General features: G+C 37.7%; 19 protein-coding genes. 8 read left to right on the top strand and 11 right to left on the bottom strand.

Annotation, left to right across the window (positions count from 1 at the left end):
- The first annotated feature begins 121 nt into the window (after positions 1-121).
- Both J2S78_RS16250 and J2S78_RS16245 read left to right on the top strand, forming a co-directional pair.
- Complete coding sequence (locus J2S78_RS16250) at positions 122-1285, top strand: LL-diaminopimelate aminotransferase (protein WP_306900243.1); 1164 nt, start codon at positions 122-124, stop codon at positions 1283-1285.
- A gap of 150 nt (positions 1286-1435) precedes the next feature.
- Positions 1436-1795 (top strand): hypothetical protein, encoded by a 360-nt coding sequence (locus tag J2S78_RS16245; protein WP_306900241.1) that lies wholly within the window; start codon positions 1436-1438, stop codon positions 1793-1795.
- A 6-nt stretch (positions 1796-1801) separates the two neighbouring features.
- Here J2S78_RS16245 and J2S78_RS16240 read toward each other — a convergent pair whose 3' ends face one another.
- The 3 genes from J2S78_RS16240 to J2S78_RS16230 are packed head-to-tail and all read right to left on the bottom strand — an operon-like array spanning position 1802 to position 3991.
- On the bottom strand, positions 1802-2560 hold the full coding sequence (locus tag J2S78_RS16240; protein WP_306900239.1) for an SDR family NAD(P)-dependent oxidoreductase: 759 nt from the start codon (positions 2558-2560) through the stop codon (positions 1802-1804).
- Complete coding sequence (mutY, locus tag J2S78_RS16235; RefSeq protein ID WP_306900237.1) at positions 2560-3651, bottom strand: A/G-specific adenine glycosylase; 1092 nt, start codon at positions 3649-3651, stop codon at positions 2560-2562. The genes J2S78_RS16240 and mutY overlap by 1 nt, the downstream gene beginning before the upstream one ends.
- 4 nt (positions 3652-3655) lie before the next feature.
- Positions 3656-3991, bottom strand: coding sequence for a hypothetical protein (locus J2S78_RS16230; protein WP_306900235.1), 336 nt, complete (start codon positions 3989-3991; stop codon positions 3656-3658).
- Positions 3992-4123: 132 nt separating this feature from the next.
- On the opposite strand from J2S78_RS16230, the gene J2S78_RS16225 reads away from it, so the two are divergent.
- Positions 4124-5113, top strand: coding sequence for a metal-dependent hydrolase (locus J2S78_RS16225; protein ID WP_306900234.1), 990 nt, complete (start codon positions 4124-4126; stop codon positions 5111-5113).
- Positions 5114-5150: 37 nt separating this feature from the next.
- Here J2S78_RS16225 and J2S78_RS16220 read toward each other — a convergent pair whose 3' ends face one another.
- The 3 genes from J2S78_RS16220 to recX are packed head-to-tail and all read right to left on the bottom strand — an operon-like array spanning position 5151 to position 6567.
- Positions 5151-5402 (bottom strand): YfhJ family protein, encoded by a 252-nt coding sequence (locus J2S78_RS16220; protein ID WP_306900233.1) that lies wholly within the window; start codon positions 5400-5402, stop codon positions 5151-5153.
- An 18-nt stretch (positions 5403-5420) separates the two neighbouring features.
- Positions 5421-5744 carry a YfhH family protein gene (locus J2S78_RS16215; protein ID WP_306900231.1) on the bottom strand — a complete coding sequence of 108 codons (324 nt, stop codon included), beginning with the start codon at positions 5742-5744 and terminating at the stop codon, positions 5421-5423.
- A complete protein-coding gene (gene recX / locus J2S78_RS16210) occupies positions 5728-6567 on the bottom strand; it encodes a recombination regulator RecX (RefSeq protein WP_306900229.1) in 840 nt (279 codons plus the stop codon). Before recX ends, J2S78_RS16215 begins: the two co-directional genes overlap by 17 nt.
- Before the next feature lie 112 nt (positions 6568-6679).
- Between recX and J2S78_RS16205 the strand changes: the two genes are divergently transcribed.
- Positions 6680-7585, top strand: coding sequence for a TIGR01777 family oxidoreductase (locus J2S78_RS16205; RefSeq protein WP_306900226.1), 906 nt, complete (start codon positions 6680-6682; stop codon positions 7583-7585).
- 121 nt (positions 7586-7706) lie between these two features.
- Here J2S78_RS16205 and J2S78_RS16200 read toward each other — a convergent pair whose 3' ends face one another.
- Positions 7707-9113, bottom strand: a complete 1407-nt coding sequence (locus J2S78_RS16200) for a Glu/Leu/Phe/Val family dehydrogenase (protein ID WP_306900224.1) — start codon at positions 9111-9113, stop codon at positions 7707-7709.
- A gap of 549 nt (positions 9114-9662) precedes the next feature.
- Between J2S78_RS16200 and ectA the strand changes: the two genes are divergently transcribed.
- The 4 genes from ectA to J2S78_RS16180 all read left to right on the top strand — a co-directional run bounded on the left by ectA (position 9663) and on the right by J2S78_RS16180 (position 12395).
- On the top strand, positions 9663-10181 hold the full coding sequence (ectA, locus tag J2S78_RS16195; RefSeq protein ID WP_306900223.1) for a diaminobutyrate acetyltransferase: 519 nt from the start codon (positions 9663-9665) through the stop codon (positions 10179-10181).
- Positions 10182-10229: 48 nt separating this feature from the next.
- A complete protein-coding gene (gene ectB / locus J2S78_RS16190) occupies positions 10230-11513 on the top strand; it encodes a diaminobutyrate--2-oxoglutarate transaminase (protein WP_306900222.1) in 1284 nt (427 codons plus the stop codon).
- A 139-nt stretch (positions 11514-11652) separates the two neighbouring features.
- The gene (locus tag J2S78_RS16185) at positions 11653-12039 is read left to right on the top strand and encodes an ectoine synthase (protein ID WP_125556754.1); all 387 of its coding nucleotides are present in this window, start codon (positions 11653-11655) and stop codon (positions 12037-12039) included.
- Positions 12040-12185: 146 nt separating this feature from the next.
- Positions 12186-12395 carry a PLDc N-terminal domain-containing protein gene (locus tag J2S78_RS16180; protein WP_306900221.1) on the top strand — a complete coding sequence of 70 codons (210 nt, stop codon included), beginning with the start codon at positions 12186-12188 and terminating at the stop codon, positions 12393-12395.
- An 11-nt stretch (positions 12396-12406) separates the two neighbouring features.
- Here J2S78_RS16180 and J2S78_RS16175 read toward each other — a convergent pair whose 3' ends face one another.
- From J2S78_RS16175 to J2S78_RS16160, 4 genes are all read right to left on the bottom strand, one after another.
- The gene (locus J2S78_RS16175; RefSeq protein WP_306900219.1) at positions 12407-12646 is read right to left on the bottom strand and encodes a hypothetical protein; all 240 of its coding nucleotides are present in this window, start codon (positions 12644-12646) and stop codon (positions 12407-12409) included.
- A 431-nt stretch (positions 12647-13077) separates the two neighbouring features.
- The gene (locus J2S78_RS16170) at positions 13078-13836 is read right to left on the bottom strand and encodes a DeoR/GlpR family DNA-binding transcription regulator (RefSeq protein ID WP_306900217.1); all 759 of its coding nucleotides are present in this window, start codon (positions 13834-13836) and stop codon (positions 13078-13080) included.
- A gap of 173 nt (positions 13837-14009) precedes the next feature.
- Complete coding sequence (gene ald, locus J2S78_RS16165; RefSeq protein WP_306900215.1) at positions 14010-15134, bottom strand: alanine dehydrogenase; 1125 nt, start codon at positions 15132-15134, stop codon at positions 14010-14012.
- 124 nt (positions 15135-15258) lie between these two features.
- Positions 15259-16494: a PucR family transcriptional regulator gene (locus tag J2S78_RS16160; protein WP_306900213.1), complete on the bottom strand. Its 1236-nt coding sequence runs from the start codon at positions 16492-16494 to the stop codon at positions 15259-15261.
- Between the last annotated feature and the right edge of the window lie 26 nt (positions 16495-16520).

Genomic DNA, 16520 nt, shown 5'->3' with positions numbered 1-16520 from the left:
TGAAGCATTTTTTGGCTAGTAGTAGACTTTTGATACAGCCCCTTTTTGTTGTTTTCTTCCTTATCTTATCTTTTTACATCCTTTATAATGTAATTATTCAAGCAGGAAGGATGATAAAATTATGATACAACCGTCAGAACGAATGACTTCCTTGTCATCTAGTGTATTTACTGAAATGGCGGAAAAAAAGCAGGCCAAATTGAATGCAGGAGAAGATATTATTGATTTAAGTATCGGAAGTCCAGATCTCCCTCCTCCTCAATCTATCAGAGATATAATGGCCATAGATGTAAATAAAGAAAACCAATATGGATATGCCCTTCAAGGGACATATGAATTTCAAGAGGCTGTGGCAAAATACTATAAAGAACGATTTCAAATAAATATTAAACCTGAAGAAGTATTACAATTAATGGGGTCACAAGACGGACTAGCTCATCTTGCTCTCGCTTATGCCGATCCCGGAGACTATATTATAGCTCCCGATCCAAGCTATCCTATATATTCTGCCTGTGCTGCGCTTTCAGGCGCTTCTTTATACAATCTTCCGGTAAATGAAGAAAATCAGTTTATGCCTGATTTTGATCATATTCCCATTGAAATCGCTAAAAAAGCAAAATTATTAATAATGAATTATCCTGGGAATCCAACAGCCGCCATCGCAACCAAAGATTATTTTCAAAAAGCAGTAGCATTTGCTTTAGAACATAACATTTTAATTGTGCATGATTTTGCCTATGCCGAACTTATTTTTTCAGACGAAAAACCGCTCAGTATTTTTCATATACCTGATGCGAAAAAAACGGCAGTCGAATGTAATTCTTTATCAAAAAGCTTTAACATGGCAGGTGCGAGAATTGGTTACATGATTGGTTTTCCTTCCTATCTAAAGCCACTGGCTGATTTGAAATCAAACATCGACTATGGGGTTTTTCATCCTGTTCAAAAAGCCTCAAGCTATGCGTTAAAACATGAGTTATCGTTTTTAGAAGAGCATCGTCAAACCTATAAAAAGAGAAGAGATACCTTCGTTAAAAAATTACACTCTCTTGATTGGAACGTAAGAATGCCTGATGGTGGTATGTTCGTATGGGCACAAGTACCCACCCCATTCACTTCTTTATCATTTGCTCTAAAAGCATTAGAATTCGGAGTAGTTGTAACTCCTGGAAACGCTTTCGGACAAGGCGGAGAAGGTTACGTTCGAATCGCCCTTGTCCAAGATGAAAAAACATTAAAACACGCAGCAGAAAGATTAAGCCAATGTATCCATCAAACTAAGTAAAACCGTTTTCTATCTCGAAAGTAGCGTCCGGCGAAAAACTTTTAAGTTCAGCTCCTTATTTACAGGTCTCTTAACAAATAGAAGTATATTTATAATCATCCTAATGCAAAATAAAGGAGAATTCCCCTTAAAGAAAGGAGCCTGCACAACATGGAAAGAAAAACGTACTATGTTAACTTAAACCCAATCAGTATGGATGATATAAGCCCGGTCAAAATACCGGACAGTACGTTAATACAGTATGAGATAGAAGCAACGAAAGAAGAGTTGGAAAAAATAGATTTCCTTTTAAATGAAACACAAGATCATGACTTAGAGTTTCAAAACTTGTTTACATTCCGTCACTTCGATGAATCCATCGCAGAAACCGATCGACACGAATATCAAGATGGGATGGATAAAGTCATTCAAATGATTTACGACTTGGGGACACCAGAAACAAAACAAAAAATTGAAGAAATTCACATGGTTAATGATGAAAAAAAACGAAACATGAAACCTCCTCGTTAAAATTCATTACATGTTCATTTTAGACTGTCCGCCATCGACATTGAGACTTGCGCCTGACACCCATGAAGCTTTACCCGAAGCCATGAAAGTTACCACATCAGCAATTTCTTCGACCGTACCGAAGCGTCCAGCAGGAATTTGTTCTTTAACAAATTGATTGATTTTTTCCGGATTTTCATCTAACCGTTTCTGCCAATTTCCGCTTTGATGCAAAATGGCCCCAGGGGCTACCGAATTCACCCGAATTCCATCTTGAATAGCTTCATCAGCCAATGCTTTAGTAAAACTAATCATCGCTGCTTTTGCATTATTGTATGTTGCTTTTCCTCCCGATTCTCTCCCAAAAATCGAGGAAATATTGACGATACTTCCACTTCCTCTCCTTTTCATCACTTGCAACGCGAGTTTACTGAAATGGACGGTAGAAAAGTAATTTAAAGACATCGCTTCTTCAAATTCATGCATCGGCGTTTCTGCAATCGAACCACCATTACTGGCACCGACATTATTTATGAGTACATCTATTCCACCAAGCATCTCCAACGTTTGCTGAAAAACACGTTCCCTTTGACCTTCGTTCATAAGATCAGCTTGTAACGTGTGGAGAGCTGGAATGTCACGTTCGGCTTCTTCCAATCCCTCTTTTGAACGAGCAACAATTGCAACATCTGCCCCTTCATCAACAAATGATTTGGCAATTCCTTTGCCTATTCCTTTTGATCCCCCAGTAACCAATACTTTCTTATGTTTTAGACCTAAATCCATTAATCCGCCGCCTCTCTTTCTTTTTGTGTTTCGAGAATTTTTTGATGAGAAACAGGAAAAGCATATTCATCCGCTTCTTCTAGTAAAATCCATTTAGAATCATTATTAGGTTCCGCATTTTCTGATATCCAAGCATCAAAAACAGTAATATTCCAAATTAAATGAGAAAATACATGCTGTACTTTTTGGATAGGTTGTCCAATCTTTACATTCATACCATATTCTTTTGTGAAAAATTCACTTAATACGTCAGGACCTGATTGTTTGGCAGGCACTTCCACATTGGGGAATTCCCACAACTTCGCTAATAACCCTTTCTCTCCGCGCTGATGAATCAACAATTTTCCTTCTTTATTTTTTAATACAACGGCAGCCATATCTTTTGCAGTAGGTGCCTTCTTTTTCTCTTTAACCGGCAGTTCTTCCTGTATTCCCTGTTTTCGTGCTTCACAATGTTCTTGTACAGGGCAGAGCAAACACCCTGGTGATTTAGGAGTACAAACTAAAGCTCCTAATTCCATCACGGCCTGATTGAACTCTGAGGGACGAACTCCCTCTAAAAACTCCGGTAAAAATGCTTCAAACCTTTTTCGCGTTTTAGCCTTACCTATATCATCTGTTATATTAAGGATTCTTGAGAAAACTCTCATTACATTTCCATCTACTGCCGGTTCAGGTTTTTCATAGGCAATACTTAATACCGCTCCGGCTGTATAAGGTCCAACACCTTTTAATGAAGAGAAATCTTTTTTTTCCGAGGGAACTTCCCCTCCGTATTCCTCCACTACTTCTTTTACAGCTGTTTGTAAATTTCTAACACGGGAATAATAACCAAGTCCTTCCCATGCCTTCATAACTTTCTCTTCGTTCGCATAAGCCAGCGCTTCTGGCGTCGGAAACCATTCCATAAATTGGTTAAAGTAAGGAATAACCGTATCTACCTTTGTTTGCTGTAACATAATTTCTGACACCCACACACGATACGGATCCTGATTTTTTCTCCATGGAAGTTCACGTTTCGTTTGTTGATACCAATTTAATAAATTCTCTTGAAAATCTAAAATACTTACATTTTTAACGTCGTCCTGCATCGAACTACCTCCGTGATTCATAGCCTAATTCACTTGTTTTTTCATAAAAAGCCCAGCAATGTATCTTTTCTAATCCGCCATCCACGCATTCATCTAATTTTCCGAACAGCTCATGATTTTTTGAACCTCTTTCCCTTTTTAAGGTATGATAAGAAGACAAAGAAGGAACTTTAAAGATTTCTACATATAAATTAGTTTGATCAACTGCCTGATACCATTGAAAACCTTCAGCTCCATAATTAGAAATAGCTGTTGCAATATCTCCCATCAGCTGTTGATACGTTTGTTCTTTTGCAGGATTGATCTTATATTCAATAAAAATATGAACGTTTTGACTCATTTCTTTTTCAACCCCTTTTTAAGCATTTATAATCGGGTATAACTATAAACAGCACCTTCATAACACTCAAAATTCGGGATATCTATCCCGCATAGCAACCTGAAAACGGTTGTATGAAGGAGGACTTCACCAATGGATACCGCAACACACGTAGTCATGGGGATTGGTCTTGGCGGATTGGCCGCTCTTGACCCTGTACTCTCTGAAAGTTCAACATCTATGCAAACAGTTATGGTTGCTGCTATTATCGGCTCCCAAGCTCCTGATTTCGATACAGTTCTGAAGTTAAAAAATAACGCTGTTTATATTCGGTATCATCGCGGGCCGACTCACTCCATACCTGCCGTTTTGCTTTGGCCATTAATTGTTGCCGGCGTTACTTATGCCTTTTCTCCTGAAATTTCATTTTTTCATCTATGGATATGGACATTTTTAGCTGTATTTTTGCATGTATTTGTTGATATATTTAATGCTTACGGTACCCAAGCATTGTCCCCGTTTAATAAACGATGGGTTGCTTATGGCGTTATTAATATATTTGATCCTCTCATCTTTTTTGCCCATATCTTTGCCTTTATCTTATGGAGATACGGCACACCACCAGGACAAACGATGTTGATTTTATATATCGGTCTTATTTTATACTATATATGGCGGTGTAAAGCTCGAAATAATGTGATTAAAAGAGCATCTTACTTTCATCCAAATGCAACACATTTTTTTATTTCACCAACATTTAATTGGAATAAATGGCATTTGGTCATCCGCACAGAAACTCAAATGCACGTCACCGAAAGCAGAAAAGGAAAGCTTCGTTATTTTGAAACATATCCATTTGAACCAATACCAAACGATGACATTATCAATCAAGCAAGAAATGATCGCAATTTAGCTGCCTTTTTATCATTTTCTCCAACTTACCGGTGGGTTGTAAAAGAATTAGAAAATGGTTGGGAAGTGAAATTTATTGATTTACGTTACCGCAGCAAAGGATATTACCCGTTTGTTGCCGTGGTACGAATGCGCCGTGACTTAACCATTTATACATCATATACAGGATGGATATACAGCAATGAAAGCCTTGAAAAAAAGTTGAGGCAAGGAGAACAGCTATTTAAGTAAACATAGCTGTTCTTCTTTTTAAAAGCTTCACGCCCCATTATCGCTCCTCAAGATTATCAAACTTACTGTTTGTTGCTTGATAACGGTGTAAAAAAGGTCCATATTGTTCTATCCATTTGCTTACAATCGATTCTGTAACCTCTGCTCCTTTATATTCTCTTCCTGACTTAGCTCTTGTCGCTTCAAAATCTTCCCAAAAATGTTCGACCCAGGTTCGTGCCTGATCGATGGACAACTCTTCATTTATTGTCACTAACTTATCGGTGAGTTTACGAAATACATCTTCCATATGAATCCTCTCCTCTTTTTATATCGATGACGGTCTTATCATTTCTAGTAATGAGATAGGCAAAGCTTCTAATTTATCTGACTGTTCCCTGAATCCCCAAGCAAAAATACCGTTGTAATATTTTACAAAAAAAGTGCCTGCCTCTTGTTTTATGGAATAACGCTGACCGGCCATAAAGTCATCCGGGTTTAACATATATGCTTCTGCCATAACTCTTTTTTGTTCATAAACAGCAAACTCGCTTACCATTCCAAGTTGCTCTGCTTTTTTAGACTTTTCATTTAAATAAGCAATTTCTTCCCATAATTCATGTTCTGTCATCTCGCTATATTTTTTCTTCATTTTCATCCTCCTCATCCACTTCCATCTCATACTGAAGATAGTGCTCAATATGAGAAAGCTCAAATCCCTTTCGATACAAGAATTCTTTCACTTTCATTCGAAGAGATTGCCCTGTATATTTTTTCATCCATTTCTTTTTAGCCTTTTCTCCCTGTTCAAACACTGCTTGTATTTCCTCGTTTTCAGGGATTTCAACTTGTTCATTTTCCCATGCTTGGAGCGCCATTTCCATAGAAAAACCTTTTCTTCTTAATGCATGTAGGAGACGATTTTTCATAGAGGACGAAGATTCATTACTTTTTGGCTTCCCATTTTTTCGTAAGAAGAGCTGCGCTGTTTCCAATTGTGCGTCATAAGTGTATTGTTGCAGCGCTTTTTCAGATAAATCCTTTGAAATCCCTTTTTGGTAAAGATCTTCAGAAATAACAGCCGGTCCTTTATCTGATGTGTTCATTTTTGTTCGAACAAAAGCCATCGCATACTCCTCATCTTGAAGGAGCCGATATTCTGTTAGTTTTTTTATCGATTCTTCTATAGCTTCTTCCTCATACTCTTTTTTCTTCAAATATTGGATTACTTGGTATTCCGTCCTCATAGAATGCGTTAAATAATGGAGAGCATCATTCCATACTTTGCGTTTTTGGTCCGCTGCTTGTATAGCTGTAATGTCTTCTTCTGTTAACGTCATCCCTTTTTGCAGCTGCCATTGAACCAAAACATTTTCGTCAATACTAAAAGCGTACTCTTCTTTACCCGATTCAACCCTAAACACGTTAAATCGGTCTTGTCTATTTTTTTGGGTCGTTATTTTAGCAATTTTCATATCTGTCCTCCTATTGCATCTAAGATAACACCTTTTCTGGTTAACATCTTTTGTTCAAGGGTATAGGTTGAGTGAAAAATATAATTCGAAACGAGGAAAGGAGAGTCATTTCTTGAACATTGTGATCACAGGAGGGACTGGTCTAATAGGTTCCACTCTTACAGGTTATCTTACCGAGCAAGGTCATCATATCTATATTTTAACAAGAAACTGCAAAAACCAACAGAATAAAGAAAATATAACGTTTGTGCCTTGGTTAACAACAGACCATTATCCCGAAAAAGAACTACCAAACATTGATGCCGTCGTTAATTTGGCAGGATCTTCTATTAACAAACGCTGGACCTCTCAACATAAAAAAGCTATACTAAATAGTCGAATCCAAGCAACACGAGAAGTAAAACGAATAATTAGTGAAATGAATAAAAAACCGGACGTTTTGATTAATGCCTCGGCTATAGGGTATTACGGCATATCTAATCAGACCGTCTTCACGGAAGACAGCCTACCTCAAAATCGAGATTTTTTGCAGGATGTGTGTGAACGTTGGGAAAACGAAGCATCCAAAGCAGAAGAAATGGGAATAAGAACAGTGTATGCCCGTTTTGGTCTTATTTTAGATGAAAGAAAAGGGGCTCTTCCTAAAATAATGCTTCCTTACAAAATGTTTGCAGGGGGCACAATTGGTTCAGGAAAACAGTGGTATTCGTGGGTTCATCTAAGAGATGTTATTCAAATGCTTGTGTTTGCTATTCACCATAAAGAGGTGCGGGGAGCAATAAACGTTACAGCTCCACAGCCTGAACAAATGAAAGATTTCGGTAAAAAACTCGGGCATGCAATAAATAGACCGCACTGGGCTCCTGTTCCTGCTGTTTTGTTAAAAAACGTATTGGGAGATATGAGTCAGTTAGTTTTAAAAGGGCAAAAAGTGTTGCCAGACAAATTGATGTCGTTAGGTTATACATTTACCTATCCAACTTTAGATGAAGCATTACAGGATTTAATAGAGTCATAAATAATAGATAGCAGTTCAGTGAGAAATTAAAGACCTTCTCCCGCCTGTAAAATGAACAAGGGGAAGAAGGTCATACTGATTGGTTTTCATTTCATTTAATCTTTTCAGCTTGCCCAGGACCTTAGAATAATTTGCCGTGTTTATGCAACAATGAGGTTAAACGTCTAAGAGCAAGAGAGTAACATGTGAATCTCATTGTGTGTTCTTTTGATAAAAAGTACTCATCATACACTCTCTTTAACGTATCTTTCATTTGATTACCCATTTCCTGCAAAATTTCCTCTTTTGAATACATTTCAGTCACACGGCTTTGTTTCCATTCAAGATAAGAAACATGCACCCCGCCTGCGTTAGCCAGTATATCTGGAATAATAACTTTCCCCTGATCTTGCAGGTATAAATCAGCTTCTACCGACACAGGGGCGTTTGCACCTTCGACTAAAATATCTGCTTTGACATCTTTCATATTTTCTTTAGTAACCTGATCAGCAATTGCAGCAAAAATCATCACATCCGTATCCATTTGAATAATGTCAATCGGACTTTTAATGTCAGCTTCTATTTTCCAATCTAACAGCCGCTCTTTTGTATTCGGTAACCGGTTATTCTTTTTCGTATAAGCGGTAAGTTTTTCAACATTTAACCCGTTATGATTAACAAGCGTTACAAATTGGTCAGAAACGGCTGTAACACGATGTTTTGCTACCGAACTGCTATATGCTTCCAATGCGGCAACTCCACCTACATTACCAAACCCTTGAACCGCTACATCGATAGGACCGGCCTCATTGAATTTAGTATGTAATTTTTCTAGTGTATCCCATTGCAAATGTCTTGCTCCGGTTTTGCTTTTCGGTCTTTGTTTCTGTTGTGGAAACCATTCATTTAGCATATATAAATAACTGAGAAAAGTTCCTATACCGGTTGATTCTCTACGTCCTTGGGCGCCACTGTTTTCCACACTTTTACCAGTAAAAGAACCACTATATGCTTGTCCTGGATGGATCGTTTTGTATTCTCCCACCATCCAATCAATAATACGTTCGTCTGTCCCTAAATCAGGCGCAGGTATATCTTGAGTAGGGCCTAAATTTAAAGCAAATCGTTGAACATATTTTTTGCTTATTAAATTAAGCTCCCGTTCGGTATAATTACGCGGATCAATATCAACTCCACCCTTTGCTCCACCGAAAGGCAAACCGTGAAGTGCATTTTTCAGCGTCATAAGAATGGCAAGGTTTTCAACTTCTGATTCACTGACATCTTCACTAAAACGAATACCGCCTTTATAAAAACCGCTAATATTATTATGTTGAACGCGGTAAGCTGGGATACGTTCAATCGCACCGCCTTCTCTTGAAACACGTATATAGCTCTTAATAATTTTATCCGTTGTTTTTAAAATTTCTCCTGCGGATTCCAAAACTTTTTCTCTTTCTTTTGAACTGTCTAATGGTAAAAACTCACCCTGTTCTTTCAACTCCTTCATCACGTTTTCGATTAATTCTTTTGTTTGTGAGCGATCCATTTGCTGCCTCCTTTATTTTTATTATGAGTTACTAATTACCTATTCATCGAAATATAAAACCTTCTAATGGTGTATAGAAATTAAAAATACATAAACAATAACGGAATAAGAAGGTAGATAAACTTTTTATAGAAATTTATTTGTTTGATGGTCCATTCTTTTAAATCTCTTGTCCCTGCAGGTGTTTCGTGATTGTGAAATATCCGAAGATTCATGCGATTATGTCCAAATTCGGTGCATAACTCACTATGTGGTAGCATTATGTAAGCGAGACTAACTACATCAAAGACAATGCTTATTAACGCTAACTAAGAACAGTTAATTCTATTCAACCGCATTTGAATTTTTTCTCTGTCCATCCTATTATTAAAAAAGGAAACCAAAGATAACAATGATTTCCTGTTAAAGTGATAACAGTATTCGGCTTGACTATTTGTCAGGTCCTCTTTTTGGGAAATTGTTCATAGTGTATTTAAACAGTTTAAGTTTTTCAATTAGGAGGAATAGGTTATTAAGGTTCTTATTAATCAAAATGAAGGTGATAAGAAGATGGAGACTAATACGAACAGCAATGTGAGTACGATGGATGCTTTGACATTTGAAAAACCAAAAGTGGAAGATGGCGCCGACATGTGGGAGCTTGTTAAAAACTCCACTCTAGACTTGAATTCGTCTTACAAATACATCATGATGTGCGAATTTTTCGCCGAAACTTGTGTCGTTGCTAAAGAAAAAGATGAACTTGTCGGTTTTGTGACAGCATTTATCCCACCAGAAAAACAAGATACAGTGTTTGTATGGCAGGTAGGAGTAGATCCTTCACAACGAGGAAAAGGGCTGGCTTCCCGCTTAATTAATGATTTAGTTCAACGGGTATCAGATAAAAATGTGGAATATTTGGAAGCTACTGTCACACCTTCCAATGAGGCTTCTCAAGCCCTCTTTAAAAAAGTGGCTAGAACCCACGAAACGAACTGTGAGGTTTCCGAATGTTTCGCAGAGGATTTATTCCCTGGCGATGAACACGAAGCAGAGTTAACATTCCGCATTGGTCCATTAAACCAATAAATTCAAATTCACACATACAAGGATCACTAAGGAGGATCTATCATTAGTATGAAGGAAAATAACTTGGACATTTTTGACAAACATGAATCAGAAGTTCGTAGCTATGTACGTGGATTTCCTACTGTATTTCATCAAGCAAAAGGGTACAAACTATGGGATATGGATGAGAATGAATATATTGATTTCTTTTCCGGTGCCGGAGCATTAAATTATGGTCATAATGATGAAAACATGAAACAAAAACTTCTTGAATACATTCAGGAAGATGGAATTGCCCATTCTTTAGATATGGCGTCTAAAACAAAAGGAGAGTTCCTTCAAAAATTTCACGAAATTATTTTAGAACCACGGGACTTAAACTATAAAGTAATGTTCCCTGGACCAACAGGAACCAATTCTGTTGAAAGTGCGCTCAAGCTCGCCCGCAAGGTGACAGGACGTACAAACGTCATTAGTTTCACCAATGGCTTTCACGGTATGACCATCGGTGCACTATCTGTAACAGGGAACGCATTTAAACGTAATGGAGCAGGTATTCCTCTTCACCATTCATTTACAATGCCGTTTGATAATTATATGCAAAACACTGGACAAGAAATTGCCTATATTGAACGCTTGTTAGATGATAATGGTAGTGGTGTTGAATTACCAGCAGCAATTATCCTCGAAACCGTTCAAGGTGAGGGAGGCTTAAACGCTGCTCGAATGGAATGGCTCCAATCCATTGAAAGAATTTGCCGTGAAAGAGATATTTTGCTTATTATCGATGATGTTCAAGCTGGGGTAGGCCGTACTGGCACTTTCTTTAGTTTTGAACCAGCTGGTATTAAGCCGGATATTGTATGTCTTTCCAAATCTATTGGTGGCTACGGACTACCGCTCGCCCTTACACTTATTCATCCTGATTACGATAAGTTCGCACCAGGTGAACATAATGGTACGTTCCGTGGAAATAACATGGCCTTTGTTACAGGAACAGAAGCATTGAATTATTGGAAAGATAATAAGCTTGAAAAGAGCGTCCAAGAAAAATCAGAACGCATCTACACATTCCTTAAAGATATGATTGAAAAATATCCTAAGCTAAAAGGAACTCACAGAGGTCGTGGTTTCATGCAAGGTATAGCAAGTGATGTAGATGGGCTAGCTGATAAAGTAACAGAAAAATGCTTCAAACACGGTTTAATTATGGAGACTGCAGGTTCTGATGACGAAGTATTTAAATTATTCCCGCCAATCACTATTGATGACGAAGGTTTAAATGCAGGACTGGCTATTCTGGAGAAAGCCATTAAAGAAACAACCGAAGAAAAGAATCTAGTAACTTCCTAATAAACCACACATTATTGAACGTTGTTAATTTATCATCCTATAAAGGCCTGGTCTTTAACGTTCTCTTGATCAGGCCTTTATTTCATATTACAAGCAGCTAAAATAATACATTTTTGTAATGTACGAGGAGGCTTTCAGCATGAAAGTAGTAAAACTAGAAGATATTATTGGATCAGATAATGAAGTGGACGGCGGTAATTGGGTAAGCAGACGCCTCCTATTAAAAAAAGATAATATGGGATATTCAGTGAATGACACGATTATTCGCGCAGGCACAGAAACCCACATTTGGTATCAAAACCACTTGGAATCTGTTTATTGTATTGAAGGGGAAGGGGAAGTGGAAACACTTAGTGATAACAAAATTCACCCTATTACAGCAGACACCCTTTATGCCTTAGATCAAAACGATGAACATTTGCTTCGTGCTAAGCGTGATATGAGAATGATTTGTGTCTTTAACCCGCCACTTAGCGGACGTGAAGTTCACGATGAAAACGGTGTATATCCCGTAGATGAGGACTAATAAAAAACATAACCCTCAACTATTTATCCTATAAAAACCTTCAGCCCTATGACTGGGCTGAAGGTTTTTTAAATATGCGAAACCATTCGATATATCTTTCGTATAAATACTAGTACATGCTTTTCATGTTCATAGAAAGAGAAAGGATGATTAAAAAAATGGAACTCCTCTTTTTAGGTATAGGCTTTTTTTTCGTCATCGGCCTACTCCTGCTAAACATTGTTACAAGTATATGGGCCTACCGGGATTCCATTCGTAAAGGAAATAGTAAAGAGTTTGCTCTTCTTATTTTACTTGGAACTTTGTTTTTCCCGGTAGTTGGATTAATTATTTATTTATTCATTCGAAACAATTAACCTTACACATTTTAGTGAAGGAAATGATTTTTAAATTTCACCTTTTCGGCGTCAACACCTATTTTCTTTAAAAAGTCTCGAACATCTTTGATGGATTTAGCTGGATATTGAAATTCACATATCGACGGGCGATTTTCTTGAAAATCTACGGTCGAAAAACAAAACGTTTCTTCATTAGCATCATAATATATGAGCAAAGGAAGATTATGATCCGGGTGTGTGATTTCTCCTTTATATATGTTGTACGACATTGGTATTGCACTCCCTAACACTTGAATTTTAGACAACCTTAACGTTTTTAGTATTACTTTTATCGTATTTTGATAAGTAAAATATGGCAAGGCATATATCTATTGTTATTCTATCATTTTAAGAATCTTTTTATCGAATCATAGACTGACTTATCATTAAATTTCTTATAAGAAAAGGGGAATCTGATAACCGGAGATTCCGTCCTATGTAGGGGTGCACTTTTTTAAAATGTGCTTCTTTTCGCATCCGCTGCAGACGCGACGCTTTCCGCTGGCATGGTCTCAGCCTTACTTACGTACAATAGCGCTTCACAGGTTAACTTTCGTACCTTATGAAAAAGGCTTGCTCTGACATAAAAGAGCAAGCCTTTTCCTATATATATCGTCACGCCCTATGAAACAGTTGGTGACGCCGATATCAAAATGATATATCACTCGCCAATGATAAGTTCAATGCCGTTGTCCTCTAATATGTCCCTCATCTCTTTTGAAGGCAGAGCATCTGTAATAATAACATCCGCTCCGTGGAGTTCCATTCCTTTATAAAAATGCTTCTTAAAAAACTTCGAATGATCCGCTAAAACGTAGACCTTATCCGCTCTTTCCACCATTCTCTTTTTCACTGCTGCATCTTCTTCATGCGCATAATAAAAACCATCTTCGCAAATACCGATAACCCCAACAAAAGCCTTATCCGCGTAAAATTGATCTAATTTAGCTAATGTACTAGGGCCATACAAAAATCGGTGTTCTGTATTCAAACGACCTCCAAGTAAATAAATATCTAACTCGATGGAATCATTGATGCTTTCTGCATTAACAATCGAATTTGTAATAACGGTTAAAGGAGAACTGTTGATTTGTTCAGCAGCAAACTGCACCGTCGTCGAGGCATCAAGCATAATTGCTTCTCCTTCATTTATTTTTTCGACTGCTTTTTCCGCTATCAAACGTTTTTCAGGTGCCGCCTTTTCGAGCCGTTCCTTATATCCTTTTAATGTTTCCCTAACGTTTGGGAGCATCACTCCACCGTGAGTTCTAACAACACTTTGTTGTTCTGTAAGTTTTATTACATCTCGTCTAGCTGTATCTCTAGATACTCCAAAAAGGGTACACATTTCTTGTATGCTCATTCTCTGATACTGTTTCAAATGCTGCAAAACAGCATCCATTCTCTCTTCTTGATACATGAATTCGTGCAACTCCTTATTTCTATATCTTCTTTCTATTATAAGGCATTATCAATATTTTTCAACCATTTTTGCTTAAAAATACTTTAACATGCTTACAAATAAGAAAAATGGAGATTGGAATAGATTTACCTTTTATATATTCTTATCTTTTAAAAAAAAGAAAAGGAGTGTTAGCCCCTTTTCTCCAATGCTTCTATTACATTATAGTGATCATAACCTAAATCATTAGCAATGGCTTGATACGTTATTTTACCACTTGATGTATTCACACCTTTTTCAATAGCATCATTATCTTTCACCGCTTGAATAATTCCTTTATTTGCTATTTGCAAAGCATAAGGAATCGTTACATTCGTTAATGCAATCGTTGATGTTCTTGAAACAGCGCCAGGCATGTTTGCAACAGCATAATGAACAACGTCGTGCTTGGTGTAGGTCGGATTATCATGCGTCGTTATTTTATCGGCTGTTTCAATAATTCCACCTTGATCAATCGCAACATCTACCACAACGGATCCCGGGGACATTGATTTTATCATATCTTCCGTAACTAGCTTCGGGGCCTTTGCTCCAGGTATTAAGACAGCACCTATGACTAAATCGGATTGCTTAATTTCTTCTTCTATATTCATTGGGTTCGACATGATTGTATGGATTCTGCCATGATATAAATCATCTATTTCACGCAGACGCTCCGGGTTTAAATCAATAATCGTCACGTCCGCACCAAGTCCAGAAGCAATTGTAGCAGCATTTGTTCCAACTACTCCGCCGCCAATTACAGTAACTTTTCCTTTTTTTACACCGGGAACCCCAGAGAGCAGGACCCCTTTCCCTCCTTTGGTTTTTTCAAGAAATTGCGCACCAATTTGCGCGGACATTCTTCCAGCTACTTCACTCATAGGAGTAAGCAACGGAAGTGAACCATTTGTTTCCACGGTTTCATAAGCAATAGAACTCACACCCGAATCTACTAACGCTTGTACTAATTTTGGTTCTGCCGCCAAATGAAGGTATGTGAAAAGTAATAAATCTTGTCTGAAATATTTGTATTCCTCTTCTAACGGTTCTTTCACTTTCATCACTAGTTCTGCTTTAGACCACACCTTGTCTGTTTTTTTCTCAATCATAGCACCGGCTTCCTGATACTCCTCATCGGTGAACCCACTGCCTTCTCCTGCTGATTGTTCAATGATAACCCGGTGACCGGCATTAACGAACGAGACGACGCCGGCTGGTGTGATAGCAACACGATTTTCACTGTTTTTGATTTCTTTAGGAATCCCAATAATCATACTGTCACCTCCGCATAATATATGTCCTGCTTATATTATAGACGAAATAGTAAATAGTAAGCATCGTGCGGTTTCCAAAAAGATAGAGCACTTATTTGTGAAATTTCACAAATAGGTGCCCTTTTCATCTATCTTTTAGCTCCTCTAAACTAATTTCAAGCAACAGGGACAGCTTCTGATAAGCGTTGTTTAAATCCACATTTATTATCTCTTCAACTCGATTCATTCGATATGCCATCGTATTCACATGGATATGAAGCGCATTTGCAGCTTTGCGCATATTCCCATCGTTTTGTAAGAAAACAGTTAGACTTTTTAACAGTTCCCTATTATGCGTGATATCGTATTGCTCTAAGGTTGTTATTGCTGGATCGGTCAAGTTCTCTTGTCTTTTCTGTTTTATCAGCGAATCAGCATAACGATAAAACCCTAATTCGTCATAAAACAGAAAAGACTTGCGATGTAAAGGTAGCCGTCTGTTCACATGTATAACTTCCATTGCTTCCATATAGCTATCTTTCACAGCCATAAAAGAGGAATTCAATCTTCCGCATCCAACTTCTATCGTGCTCACGCCAAAACGTTCTTCAAGCAAGAGCATAAAATCTTGCAGAAACCAGCGTATGCCTTCTTTTGATTGTGGCTGAAGCGGTTCGGCAAGGAGTATAATAGTGTGTTGTTCTCTTGTTTTAAATAATACTTTCACCTTTTGGGATGTCGTTATTAAATAGGTGATATTTTTGTCCATCGTATCAGTTATTTCCTCATTCGCTTCTAACACAATAACTGCTGCAGAATTTGGCATAGAAGGGAACCATGTAGAAAGTTGTTCTTGAATGGCGTGTTCGTTTTGTAAATCTCCTGTAAGTAGTCTCCAAAAATATTCTTGTCTACTTCTTTCCTGCTCTTTTGTTCTCGACTGAACTTGTTGCAGCTGAGTCACTGCCTTATTAGCAGCTTCTTTTAAAAGAAACGCATCATGTTCGGTGAATGCGCGGTTCCCCTCTATAATCCAGATGTACCCTAAGACATCATTATTTTTGGTGATGGAGACCGCCATTCGACTACCAAGTCCAATCTCAGTAATTTCAGGTATTTGAACTGGTTCCGCTTTTTCATGCAGAGTCGGTATAATACCTTTGCGCCAAAGTTTATTTATAACTTTTTCGGGCACCCTTCTTCCTATAATAGTAGAAACCCTTGCTTCATCTGTGTATTTTTCATGAGTACTGTACGCCAGAAGTCTATGGTTCCTGTCTTCAATAGTTACAGGCCCTTCTAATGTTTCACTTATAAAATCCGCAAATTCTTCTAAACTACTAAACGTACGTTCAAATATATGCGAAAGGTTATTCTCCAAATACACAGCACTCCTTTCTGTTTACG

Source organism: Salibacterium salarium (genome assembly GCF_030813635.1).
Lineage (GTDB): Bacteria > Bacillota > Bacilli > Bacillales > Marinococcaceae > Salibacterium > Salibacterium salarium.
This window is presented reverse-complemented; position numbering and strand designations above follow the sequence as displayed.

Excerpts from the sequence above, each read along its gene's own strand:
- ald (WP_306900215.1), bottom strand. The coding sequence starts at position 15,134 with ATGATTATTGGGATTCCTAAAGAAATCAAAAACAGTGAAAATCGTGTT.
- ectB (WP_306900222.1), top strand. The coding sequence starts at position 10,230 with ATGAAGGAAAATAACTTGGACATTTTTGACAAACATGAATCAGAAGTT.
- J2S78_RS16225 (WP_306900234.1), top strand. The coding sequence starts at position 4,124 with ATGGATACCGCAACACACGTAGTCATGGGGATTGGTCTTGGCGGATTG.
- J2S78_RS16175 (WP_306900219.1), bottom strand. The coding sequence starts at position 12,646 with ATGTCGTACAACATATATAAAGGAGAAATCACACACCCGGATCATAAT.
- J2S78_RS16240 (WP_306900239.1), bottom strand. The coding sequence starts at position 2,560 with ATGGATTTAGGTCTAAAACATAAGAAAGTATTGGTTACTGGGGGATCA.
- J2S78_RS16180 (WP_306900221.1), top strand. The coding sequence starts at position 12,186 with ATGATTAAAAAAATGGAACTCCTCTTTTTAGGTATAGGCTTTTTTTTC.
- recX (WP_306900229.1), bottom strand. The coding sequence starts at position 6,567 with ATGAAAATTGCTAAAATAACGACCCAAAAAAATAGACAAGACCGATTT.
- J2S78_RS16215 (WP_306900231.1), bottom strand. The coding sequence starts at position 5,744 with ATGAAGAAAAAATATAGCGAGATGACAGAACATGAATTATGGGAAGAA.
- J2S78_RS16250 (WP_306900243.1), top strand. The coding sequence starts at position 122 with ATGATACAACCGTCAGAACGAATGACTTCCTTGTCATCTAGTGTATTT.
- J2S78_RS16185 (WP_125556754.1), top strand. The coding sequence starts at position 11,653 with ATGAAAGTAGTAAAACTAGAAGATATTATTGGATCAGATAATGAAGTG.
- ectA (WP_306900223.1), top strand. The coding sequence starts at position 9,663 with ATGGAGACTAATACGAACAGCAATGTGAGTACGATGGATGCTTTGACA.
- J2S78_RS16245 (WP_306900241.1), top strand. The coding sequence starts at position 1,436 with ATGGAAAGAAAAACGTACTATGTTAACTTAAACCCAATCAGTATGGAT.
- J2S78_RS16220 (WP_306900233.1), bottom strand. The coding sequence starts at position 5,402 with ATGGAAGATGTATTTCGTAAACTCACCGATAAGTTAGTGACAATAAAT.
- J2S78_RS16230 (WP_306900235.1), bottom strand. The coding sequence starts at position 3,991 with ATGAGTCAAAACGTTCATATTTTTATTGAATATAAGATCAATCCTGCA.
- mutY (WP_306900237.1), bottom strand. The coding sequence starts at position 3,651 with ATGCAGGACGACGTTAAAAATGTAAGTATTTTAGATTTTCAAGAGAAT.
- J2S78_RS16170 (WP_306900217.1), bottom strand. The coding sequence starts at position 13,836 with ATGTATCAAGAAGAGAGAATGGATGCTGTTTTGCAGCATTTGAAACAG.
- J2S78_RS16200 (WP_306900224.1), bottom strand. The coding sequence starts at position 9,113 with ATGGATCGCTCACAAACAAAAGAATTAATCGAAAACGTGATGAAGGAG.